This is a genomic window from Shimia ponticola (genome assembly GCF_007995215.1).
Taxonomy (GTDB): domain Bacteria; phylum Pseudomonadota; class Alphaproteobacteria; order Rhodobacterales; family Rhodobacteraceae; genus Shimia_B; species Shimia_B ponticola.
The window spans coordinates 55,471-66,124 of sequence record NZ_VCDK01000006.1 but is presented as its reverse complement, the minus strand read 5'-3'; the positions used below and the strand labels follow the sequence as shown (position 1 = coordinate 66,124).

The following is a 10,654-nucleotide window of genomic DNA, read 5'->3' as shown; positions in this document are numbered from 1 at the left end:
CGTTTCGGGCTGTCGCGCCTAGTTTTGAACCAGATGGTAGAATCGGTGCGCATCCGCGAAGGATTGCTGCTTGATGCTTGACGCTACGGCAGCCTCCTCGTCATCGCCCCACTGGTCGATCTGGAACTGCTCATCCACGCGACTGGCCTGCCAAAGCGGCTCTGGATCACCGACAACCGTGGCTTTCAGTCCAATGACAAGCGAACCTGACAGCGCGATGAGATCATGCAGCGCGGCGATTTCAAACGCGTTGGCCTCTTCCAAAGGGGCCCGCAACGCCGCAAGTGACGCAGGCGGCTGCGCCACATGCATCACGCCCTGAGCCATGATCAGCGGCGCACCATAGGTGTCGCGCGCCCAGTCGAGCAGCGGGTCCCAAGCCTCGGCCTGCCGATTGACCAGTTCAGCCGGCGCTTCGGCGCGATAGCACAACAGATCCGAATCCCCGTAATCCGCCAACATCGCGATCACATCGCTGCGCTGTGGCACGACCTTATCGATCGCTGAGTTCGCGCTGCGCGTGAACGGCATGCTGCCGGGATCAATGATTTCGTCCTGCGCGTCCCATTCCGCGGCCACCGCGTCAGCAAGCGCTTGTGTCGGCATGACCAAAGGCGCTTTGGCGGGTGTCTTGATCGCGCGCCCATCCAAAGACACGGACCAGCCCCCCTCAACTTCGGCAGCGGCAGCAGCCTTCCAGAATCGTTTCTGTTTCCATTCGCTCATCAGACATAATCCCAGATTGCCGCAACCGCGGCAGGTAGTTCTTGTGGCGCTCCGACGACCACATCCGCCAACGGCGCTAGCAAGTCCGACGGGTGATAGCCCCACGTCACACCGATGGTCTTCAAGCCTGCCGCACGGCCCATTTCAAGGTCATACGTGGTGTCACCAATCATCACACCTTGCTCCGCGCCGGATTCGGCCATCGCCGTCATTGCCATAGACGGGTGGGGCTTTGACGGATGCCCATCGGCATCCTGCCGTGTCACGAAATACCACGCTAGGTCATGCGTCTCGACCAGATGATCCAAACCGCGACGGCTCTTGCCTGTGGCAAGTCCCAGCAATGTGTTATCCATCTCGTAAATCGCGTCCAATGCCCCCTTGATCCCATCATACAGGGGCGAGGCAGCAGCCTCTCCGTGGCTGCCGCGCAGGCTTTGGTAGGCCGCCTTGTAGGCGTCAACCAGATGCTCAACGGGACCTTCTGGGGCCAGAACGGCCATCGCCTGCGGCAGCGACAACCCCACTATACCAAGCGTTTCGGACCGTGTCGGCGCGGGCAATCCCACTGACACAAACGCTTGGGCCATGGACTCAACGATATGAGCCTGACTGTCGACAAGTGTGCCGTCGACATCAAACAGGGCCAGCTTCAGCATCACTCGATCTCGAACGGATCAACGGGCGCTTCGGCGGCGTCCCACCCAAACGACGCCCAGGTACGCGCCATGTGTTCAGGCAACGGCGCCGTAAGGTGCAGCGTCGCCTTGGATACCGGGTGTTCCAGCGTCAGAGACCGCGCATGAAGGTGCAGCTTCTTGCTGATGTCACCGCCCAATTGCGCGCCCCAACCGTCGCCGAGGTTTTCCTGACCGGACCCGCCATATTTACCATCGCCCACTATCGGGTGACCGATCTCAGCCATGTGCGCGCGCAATTGGTGCGTTCGGCCTGTCACCGGCACAAGCGCCGCCCAAGAGGCCCGTCGGCCCAGCGCCTCGATCACTGCAAAATCGGTGGTGGCGCGCTTGGCATCCGGCGTGCTGGCCACGTCATCGGGATGCACAGCGTGCATCTTTTCGCCTTCGCCCTTGCGGCCATGGCCGGGGGCCTTCACGAGACCGAACTTGATCGTGCCCATGCGTGGGCTGGGCACGCCAGCGACAGCGGCCCAGTATATTTTGCGCGTCGCGCGATGGCGAAACGCATCTGTCAGCGCTGCGGCCACAGCGCGCGTGCGCGCCATGATCAGAACACCAGAAGTGTCCTTGTCGAGCCGATGCACCAGCCGAGGGTCCTCATCCAGACCAAACCGCAGCGCAGGTCCCAGACCATCGACATGCCGCGTAAGCTTGCTACCGCCTTGCACCGGCAGGCCCGGCGGTTTGTTCAACGCGATGATGTGATCGTCGCGGTAGATCACGCAGCTCCGGATCATCTTGGCGTCGGCGTCAGTGATTTCTGGCGCGTCTGGCTTTCCCTCAAGCGCCGGATCAGGGATCGGCGGCACCCGGATCATCTGCCCCGCTTCAACGCGGGTCGATGCCTTCACCCGACCGCCATCCACACGCAACTCGCCCTTGCGGCACATCTTTTCGATGCGCCCCTGACGCAAATGCGGAAAGAGCCGGCGCAAAAACCGGTCAAGCCGTTGCCCGCCGTCGCCTGACGCGACCTCAATCGTCTGTACCCGGCTCATGCCAACACCCCACGTGTCACCGCCACGCCCATCATCAGCGCCGCAATCGAAAGCCCAACGGACAAAAGCACATACACAGCCGCGGTCGCCAACTGACCGCGTTCAATCAACGTCACCGTTTCCAGAGAGAACGCCGAGAACGTCGTAAAGCCGCCAAGTACCCCGGTCATCACCAAAGGCGACAGATGCGACAGCCCGCGATGCGCGGACCAGACCACAAAAGCCCCCATCAGGAACGAGCCCAAGACATTCACAGTGACGATTGGCAGCGGAAGCCCGGCGAGGGTTCCTCCGCCTGACCTGATCATCAACAGACCACAGCCATAGCGCAAAACCGCGCCTAAAGCCCCGCCAAGGGCGACCTGAATGAATGCGCCAAACATCTACACCCCATCGACAAGCGACGACGCAAAGTCAACCGCTCCGATCCTGTGACCTCTTGGCGCGCAGCTTCTCGAAATAATCGACGCGTTTGCGCAATTCACGTTCAAAGCCCCGTTCAGGCGGGTCGTAAAAAGTCGGTCGTTCCATGTCCTCGGGGAAATAGTTCTGACCAGAGAACCCGTCCTCCGCATCATGGTCATAGGCATAGCCTGCCCCATATCCCTGATCTTTCATCAGGCCGGTGGGTGCATTCAGGATATGTTTTGGCGGCGGCGCGGACCCGCTGGTTTTGGCGGCGCGGACAGCGGCCTTGTAGGCCACGTAATTCGCATTCGATTTCGGCGCGAGCGCAAGATAGATCACCGCCTGCGACAGCGCGAGTTCACCTTCCGGACTACCAAGCCGCTCATAGGTTTCCCAGGCTTGCAAACACACCGCCTGCGCCTGCGGATCGGCCAGACCGATATCCTCGACCGCCATCCGCACCATCCGCCGTGCCAGATACCGAGGATCCTCCCCTCCGTTCAGCATCCGTGCGAACCAGTAGAGCGCCGCATCTGGGTCAGACCCGCGCACGGATTTATGCAGAGCCGAGATCAGGTTGTAATGCTCGTCTCCCGACTTGTCGTACACCGCCGCGCGCCGCATCAGCCGTGTCGACAGCCCCTCGGTATCCAGCGGACGATCAATGTCCCACGCCACGACTTGTTCGATCAGGTTCAAAAGCGCCCGGCCGTCGCCGTCTGCCATTTCCAAGAGCGCTTCGCGCGCCGGACCCTTCAGGGGCAGCGCCGCGCCGAGCGCTTGTTCCGCCCTTTGCGCCAAAAGCTCAAGGTCAGTGAGCGACAACCGCTCCAACACCAGAACCTGCGCGCGGCTCAACACAGCCGCGTTCAATTCAAAGGATGGGTTTTCAGTCGTGGCCCCGACCAGAAGGATCGTCCCATCCTCCATATGCGGCAGGAAGCTGTCCTGTTGGGCTTTGTTGAAGCGATGGATTTCATCAACAAATAACAGCGTCCCGCGACCCGCTTTCCAATGCATCTTGGCCGTGTCAAAGACCTTGCGAAGTTCCGGAACGCCGCTAAAAATCGCGCTGATCTGGACGAAATGGCGGTCAGTTGCGTCCGCCAAAAGCCGCGCGATGGTCGTCTTGCCCACCCCCGGCGGCCCCCACAGGATCAGCGATCCCAACGACCCCGCCGCCAGCATCACGCCAAGCGGTGCCTCCGAGCCAAGAACCTGTTGTTGGCCGATAACCTCGTCCAGCGTCTTGGGCCGCAACCGTTCGGCTAAGGGCGCCGTTGGCGCATGCGTTGGTTGGTCTGAGTCAAAGAGATCGGCCATGGGGGTGGTTTACGCCCCCACGGCCAGATCGAAAAGAACCAACGCCCCGGGTTCAACCCGGGGCCTCGATATTAAGATGCGCAGCCAGCGGGGCGAGTTCCCGGGGCAAGCCCGGGACGCGCGGTTCTCTTAGTGCAACTTCTCGCTGAGGTTCAGCAAGACACATTGATTGTCTGTACCGTCCAGATTCATCACAGGCCCGGCAGCGACACCGTCCAGCCCGCACCGGCGGGTCCAGCGCGGCCAGTTGGCCGGGATCAAGCCCAGAACCTGCACAGCGCCCAAGTCGCGAGCCGCGCGTGTCATCTCCATGATCAACGCGGCATGGACCCGACGACGGATACGTTGCGGCGTGTGGTGTGACACGAACACCCGGCTCGATTCCCAGATGTTTTCGGCCACGGGCGCCTCGTCAAAAAGAAGGTCTTGCGGAATGGTGTCCAGCAACCCTTTCTGCGCATCCCGGATCATGTAGGAATAGATGCCGCACCGCGCCGTTGTCGGCGTCAGACGGATGCCCGCCAACACATCACCAAATTCATGGACCGCAACCCAGCGGCTGGCCGGATTATCATATTGATCATACTCCATGCCCAGCGCTTCGGGCAGATCCCATTTGTTTTGCACGATGAACGATTGTTTCCGCGCACGGAGTAGATTCGCAAACAACTCGCCGTGGTTGTGTATGTTCGCGAAGGATAGAGTGGTCGTTTGCATGGAAGCCCCCAGCTTTCAGTGGTGACCTGACCGGTGCAAGCAACGTCTGCTTTCTATAAGAGCCCGTAGTCCTTTGCCCTTTGAATGGCCTCGGCTGTCGTGCGCGCTGACAGCTTCTCACGCGCAGCCGTGAGACGCGCCTTCAACGCACTTTCCGAGATCTCCAGTTTAGCAGCAGCCGCAGCGTAGCGTTCGCCTTCCGCGATGAACCGCAGAGCTGCGATTTGCGGATCCGTCAGGCGTTCTGGCGGCTCGGTCAGATCATGAAGCCGCCGGATATGGTGCGAGATCAATTCGATCTCGACATCCGTGAACTCCCGATCCGAGCGTGCTGCCGCACCGATTGTACGCGATTTCAATTCGCCCACCGGAACCACCACACCGTATCGCAGGCCGTAAGACGCGGCCTCTGCGAGAATACCAAACGTGTCGGGAAGAGTTATATCACTCCATCGGCTGATGCCTTCGTTGCCAAAACCCCAGGCAACGATGGGATCACGCAGAGCATACCCATTCTCTGTGTAATGCTTGATCCAATCCGATGGATAAGTCTGCAGCGTCAACAAGGGTGACGTAAATCGGATATGCAACCCAACGTAGTACCCCGCTGGCGCAAGATGCGATATTTCCCCCAGAACATCATCAAGATACGACTTTGCAGACATACAACTACTTTGGTGGCTCCCGACCGTTAGTCAACTCTAGATTGTATGCTTTCGCACTCGTGACAGCGACAAACCGGAAATAAAAAGCGCCCTGCACAGATAGACCATGCGGGCGCTTTCTCTCAACAATTTTGAACAACTGACTTAAGCGTCAGTGTCCTCGTCTGCCAAACGTGCTTTATCTGCCGCACCTTTGGCATCGACGTCGCGGTCGACGAATTCGATGATCGCCATAGGGGCCATGTCGCCATAGCGGAAGCCCGCCTTCATGACGCGGACATACCCACCGTTACGTTCGGCGTAGCGTGGGCCCAACACGTCGAACAGCTTTTCAACGTGCATGCGTTGCTTCAGACGCGACGCCGCCTGACGCTTGGCGTGGTCATCGCCACGCTTGGCCAGAGTGACCAGCTTGTCGGCAATGCGCTTCAGCTCTTTTGCTTTCGGCAGGGTGGTTTTGATTTGTTCGTGTTCGATCAGCGAGCCAGCCATGTTCGCAAACAGGGCCTTACGGTGTTCGTGTGTGCGGTTCAGGCGGCGGTATCCGCGAGCGTGACGCATGGTGTAAATCCTTCTTCGTTTTGCTTTGTCTCGGAGCGGCCTGCGTAGGACCCCTCTCGCGTTAGTGGGGCAGAATGCCCGGGGGTGGTGAGGTGCGTGACATCACGCACCCTACCGTTTTTCGATCCGTAGGGCGCGTGTTCCCACGCACCGCCACGTTTAGAAGTTATCTTCGAACTTCTTGGCCAGATCTTCGATGTTGTCTGGCGGCCAATCCTCGACATCCATGCCAAGGTGCAGACCCATGCCTGACAGCACTTCTTTGATCTCGTTCAGCGACTTGCGGCCAAAGTTCGGCGTGCGCAGCATCTCTGCTTCGGTCTTTTGAATCAGATCGCCGATGTAAACGATGTTGTCGTTCTTCAGGCAGTTGGCCGAACGCACGGACAGTTCCAGTTCGTCCACTTTCTTCAGCAGAAGTGGGTTGAACTCGAGACCATCGTCTTCCTGTGCGGCGGATGCCGATTCAGGCTCGTCGAAGTTCACGAAGATCGACAGTTGGTCCTGCAGAATACGCGCCGCGAATGCGACCGCGTCGTCCGGCGTGACCGAGCCGTCTGTTTCGATTTTCATGGTCAGCTTGTCATAGTCCAGCACCTGACCTTCGCGGGTCGGCTGAACGTCATAGCTGACTTTCTTGACCGGCGAATAGATCGCGTCGATCGGTATCAGACCGATTGGCGCGTCTTCTGGGCGGTTTTTGTCGGCTGCGACGTACCCTTTGCCCGTGTTGACGGTCAGTTCCATGTAGACGTCAGCGCCTTCGTCAAGTTGGCAGATGACGTGATCTTTGTTCAAAACCTCGATGCCAGCGCTTTCGCTGATGTCGGCGGCAGTCACAGCACCCGGACCTTTGGCCTGGATCGACAGACGCTTTGCGCCTTCGGCTTCGCTGCGGATCGCAACGCCCTTGAGGTTCAGGATGATGTCGGTGACGTCTTCGCGCACACCGTCAACGCTGCTGAACTCGTGCAGAACGTTGTCGATTTGCACGGACGTGATCGCAGCACCTTGCAGCGACGACATCAGCACACGGCGCAGGGCGTTGCCCAGCGTCAGGCCAAAGCCACGCTCAAGAGGTTCTGCCACGACGGTGGCTTTGCGCATTGGGTCAGTACCCGGCTTGATCTCCAACTGTGTTGGTTTGATCAGCTCGGCCCAGTTCTTATGGATCATGGTGCCTCCATTCTTGTCCCGACCGGATCCATGGTGCGGGACGTCCCGAGGGTCCCCGCCGACGAACCGGCGGAAACGACCCGGACCTTGCAATCACAAAGCCCGGGAATTCTATTAGACGCGGCGGCGCTTTGGTGGGCGGCAGCCGTTATGTGCGATCGGCGTCACGTCACGGATGGACGTAATGGTGAAACCGATGGCGGCAAACGCACGCAGTGCGCTTTCACGGCCAGAGCCTGGGCCCTGCACTTCGACTTCCAGCGTCTTCACACCGTGATCCTGTGCTTTCTTGCCTGCGTCTTCTGCAGCCATCTGAGCGGCATAAGGCGTCGATTTACGCGAGCCTTTGAAGCCCATCGTACCGGCAGACGACCACGAGATCGCGTTGCCCTGCACGTCAGAGATCAGGATTTTGGTGTTGTTGAACGACGAATTCACATGGGCGACGCCCGATGCGATGTTCTTGGATACTTTGCGCTTAGGAGCGCGCTTATCACGTGCCATGATACAGGGCCTCCCTTACTTCTTCTTGCCAGCGATGGGTTTCGCTGGGCCTTTGCGGGTGCGCGCGTTGGTGTGCGTGCGCTGACCGCGGACGGGCAGGTTGCGGCGGTGGCGCAGGCCACGGTAGCAGCCCAGATCCATCAGGCGTTTGATGTTCATCTGCACTTCACGGCGCAGGTCACCTTCAACGGTGTAGTTCGCGTCGATGTGCTCGCGGATGGCGAGGACTTCGGCGTCCGACAGCTCGTTGATACGGCGGGTTTCGTCGATGTTGACGGCTTCGCAAATTGCTTTTGCAGAGGCCGGGCCGATCCCAGTGACATATGTCAGGGCGATCGGCACGCGTTTCGCGGTAGGCAGGTTAACGCCGGCAATACGTGCCAAGGGCGATGTCCTTTCGGCTGCGAGCCCGTAACACCAGGCTCTTTTTTCACAGAATAAGGCCCGGCATTGGCGCGGGCCTCGATGAAGGTGGTCAGAGGACGCAAATAGGGCGTCCAAATCTCAGAGATGAGCGCAGATAGGGTGATTCACGGGGTGTGTCAACGCCTGTGTCGTGGTGGCAGTTTTCCACGTGCTGTGGCGCGTCACACCGGAGGTTTAAGTCACCTCGACGCAGCCACGCCATCGGCGGGCCGCGGTTCGGCGATCCAACGGGTGTTCAACTTGATTTATGCCCGCCATGGTAGCTCAGCATCCATGTTGCAAACCTTGGCCAACCAATCGCCGGGCCGTCAAACGCTTGCGTTTGCCTTTGGCAAAACGGTGCGGCCCGCCGATAGCGCGGGGGCCTTCGGCCGTGTCCCGCGCTTTGGTACATAGCGAAAGGCAAAAAGGCGCCCGGTGCAACCGATCGTCTTTTAAGATTCGAATGGCTCGGAGGCACTAAGCGTCCAACACCGCCGCAATGCTGCTGGCCACGTCATCCATTGACGCCAGGCCATCCACAGCTTTCAGATCACCCTTGGCGTAGTAATAGCCAATCAGCGGCGAGGTCTTCTTGTAGTATTCCATCAGACGGACCTTGAGGCTTTCCTCATTGTCGTCTGCACGGGCGGTGCCACCAGCGGCGACCGCATCCCGCGCGCGCCCGACGATCCGCTCAACCAGCACATCGTCGTTTACTTGCAGTTCAATCACCGCGTCCAACGTCGCGCCTTTACGCTCCAGCAACTCACCCAACGCATCTGCCTGCGCCAGCGTCCTTGGGAAACCGTCAAAGATAAAGCCACCACCGGCCTCACCGTCCAGCTTTTCCTCGATCAGGCCGATCACGATCTCATCGGTAACCAGTTCGCCTGCGTCCATGATGGCCGCAACCTTCTTGCCCATGTCGGTGCCAGAGGTTTTGGCTGCGCGCAGCATGTCACCGGTCGACAGCTGCACCATGTTGCGGGCGTCAACAAGCTTACCAGCCTGTGTGCCCTTCCCCGCGCCCGGAGGCCCAAGCAGAATAATATTCATCGACGCGACGGTCCCCGTTTCCCGCTGCGTTTCTTGCGCAGCTGTGATTTTTCAAGCAGCCCCTCATACTGGTGCGCCAGAAGATGAGACTGAATTTGTTGGATCGTGTCCATGCCTACAGACACGACGATCAGAACGGCAGTCCCACCAAAGTAGAACGGGATGGCCAACTGGGTCCGAATGATCTCGGGCAACAGCGCCACCAGCGCCAGATACCCGGAACCCAAGACCAGAATGCGGGTGACCACGTAATCCAGATACTCCGCCGTCCGCGCGCCCGGACGGATGCCTGGAATAAAGCCGTTCTGGTTCTTCAGGTTGTCGGCAACCTCATCCACCTTGAACGACACTTCCTTGGTGTAGAAGTACGTGAAGAAGACGATCATGCCGCCAAAGAACAGCAGGTATAGAGGCTGACCGGGGCCAAAATACGCCAGAATGGTCGACATCACCGGACCTGCATCGCCGCCGCTGAAGGTCGACAGAGTAGTCGGCAGCAAGAGCAGAGCCGAGGCAAAGATCGCAGGGATCACGCCCGCTGGGTTCACCTTGATCGGCAGGTGGCTGGAGCCGCCCTCATAGACCTTCATACCCTGCTGACGACGCGGGTACTGGATGTGAATCTTCCTCAGCGCGCGTTCCATGAACACGACAAACGCCAGCACGACGACCACCATCAGCAACACACCGATTATCACGGCTGGGCTAATCGCACCCGTACGACCTTGGGCAAAGAATCCTGCCAGCTGCGATGGGATTTCAGCGATGATGCCGACAAAGATGATCAGCGAGATACCGTTGCCGATGCCACGGCTGGTGATCTGCTCACCCAGCCACATCAGGAACATCGTGCCGCCCACAAGGCTAACAACACAGGCCGCGCGGAAAAACAGACCGGGGTCAGAGGCAAGACCACCACTCTCAAGGCTCACAGCCAAGCCATAGGCCTGGAACGTCGCCAGCAAAACCGTGCCGTAGCGCGTATATTGGTTCAGCTTCTTGCGCCCCTGTTCGCCCTCTTTCTTGAGCTGTTTCAAGGGTTCCCACATCGCGCCCAAAAGCTGCACGATGATCGAAGCCGAGATGTAGGGCATGATGCCCAGAGCAAAGAGCCCCATCCGGCTCAGAGCGCCACCGGTGAACATGCCCAGCACGCCCGCGATGCCGCTGGCAGCCTCGTCCATGAACTGCTGCAACGCTGCGGCGTCGATACCGGGGACCGGGATATACGTTCCCAACCGGTAGACGACCAACAGGCCGATGGTGAAAAAGATACGCTGGCGCAACTCCTTGGCCTGCCCGAGGGCGGCCCAGGATGTATTTGCAGCCATTTGTTCGATTTGCGACGCCATGTTGCCTCCCACAGCTTGTCACGAAAAACGCCGCCCTTCGGTGTCCCGACGGCGGCGCT

General features: G+C 59.5%; 13 protein-coding genes. All 13 read right to left on the bottom strand.

The window, feature by feature from the left end; translation table 11 throughout:
- Positions 1-18 precede the first annotated feature (18 nt).
- Complete coding sequence (locus tag FE702_RS13835; protein WP_147126922.1) at positions 19-726, bottom strand: ATP12 family chaperone protein; 708 nt, start codon at positions 724-726, stop codon at positions 19-21.
- Positions 726-1,385 (bottom strand): HAD-IA family hydrolase, encoded by a 660-nt coding sequence (locus tag FE702_RS13830; protein ID WP_147126921.1) that lies wholly within the window; start codon positions 1,383-1,385, stop codon positions 726-728. Before FE702_RS13830 ends, FE702_RS13835 begins: the two co-directional genes overlap by 1 nt.
- The gene (locus FE702_RS13825) at positions 1,385-2,425 is read right to left on the bottom strand and encodes an RluA family pseudouridine synthase (protein WP_147126920.1); all 1,041 of its coding nucleotides are present in this window, start codon (positions 2,423-2,425) and stop codon (positions 1,385-1,387) included. The genes FE702_RS13830 and FE702_RS13825 overlap by 1 nt, the downstream gene beginning before the upstream one ends.
- Positions 2,422-2,808, bottom strand: a complete 387-nt coding sequence (gene crcB / locus FE702_RS13820) for a fluoride efflux transporter CrcB (protein WP_147126919.1) — start codon at positions 2,806-2,808, stop codon at positions 2,422-2,424. Before crcB ends, FE702_RS13825 begins: the two co-directional genes overlap by 4 nt.
- Before the next feature lie 31 nt (positions 2,809-2,839).
- Positions 2,840-4,156, bottom strand: a complete 1,317-nt coding sequence (locus FE702_RS13815) for a replication-associated recombination protein A (RefSeq protein ID WP_147126918.1) — start codon at positions 4,154-4,156, stop codon at positions 2,840-2,842.
- A gap of 129 nt (positions 4,157-4,285) precedes the next feature.
- Positions 4,286-4,873, bottom strand: a complete 588-nt coding sequence (locus FE702_RS13810) for an acyl-homoserine-lactone synthase (RefSeq protein ID WP_147126917.1) — start codon at positions 4,871-4,873, stop codon at positions 4,286-4,288.
- A gap of 53 nt (positions 4,874-4,926) precedes the next feature.
- Complete coding sequence (locus tag FE702_RS13805) at positions 4,927-5,538, bottom strand: autoinducer binding domain-containing protein (RefSeq protein ID WP_147126916.1); 612 nt, start codon at positions 5,536-5,538, stop codon at positions 4,927-4,929.
- 144 nt (positions 5,539-5,682) lie between these two features.
- Complete coding sequence (gene rplQ / locus FE702_RS13800; RefSeq protein WP_147126915.1) at positions 5,683-6,099, bottom strand: 50S ribosomal protein L17; 417 nt, start codon at positions 6,097-6,099, stop codon at positions 5,683-5,685.
- Positions 6,100-6,258: 159 nt separating this feature from the next.
- On the bottom strand, positions 6,259-7,275 hold the full coding sequence (locus FE702_RS13795) for a DNA-directed RNA polymerase subunit alpha (RefSeq protein ID WP_147126914.1): 1,017 nt from the start codon (positions 7,273-7,275) through the stop codon (positions 6,259-6,261).
- Between the two features lie 114 nt (positions 7,276-7,389).
- Positions 7,390-7,779 carry a 30S ribosomal protein S11 gene (rpsK, locus tag FE702_RS13790; protein WP_147126913.1) on the bottom strand — a complete coding sequence of 130 codons (390 nt, stop codon included), beginning with the start codon at positions 7,777-7,779 and terminating at the stop codon, positions 7,390-7,392.
- A 15-nt stretch (positions 7,780-7,794) separates the two neighbouring features.
- A complete protein-coding gene (gene rpsM, locus FE702_RS13785; protein ID WP_147126912.1) occupies positions 7,795-8,163 on the bottom strand; it encodes a 30S ribosomal protein S13 in 369 nt (122 codons plus the stop codon).
- A 501-nt stretch (positions 8,164-8,664) separates the two neighbouring features.
- Positions 8,665-9,243: an adenylate kinase gene (locus FE702_RS13780; RefSeq protein ID WP_147126911.1), complete on the bottom strand. Its 579-nt coding sequence runs from the start codon at positions 9,241-9,243 to the stop codon at positions 8,665-8,667.
- Positions 9,240-10,595 (bottom strand): preprotein translocase subunit SecY, encoded by a 1,356-nt coding sequence (secY, locus tag FE702_RS13775; protein WP_147126910.1) that lies wholly within the window; start codon positions 10,593-10,595, stop codon positions 9,240-9,242. The genes FE702_RS13780 and secY overlap by 4 nt, the downstream gene beginning before the upstream one ends.
- Positions 10,596-10,654: the final 59 nt, after the last annotated feature.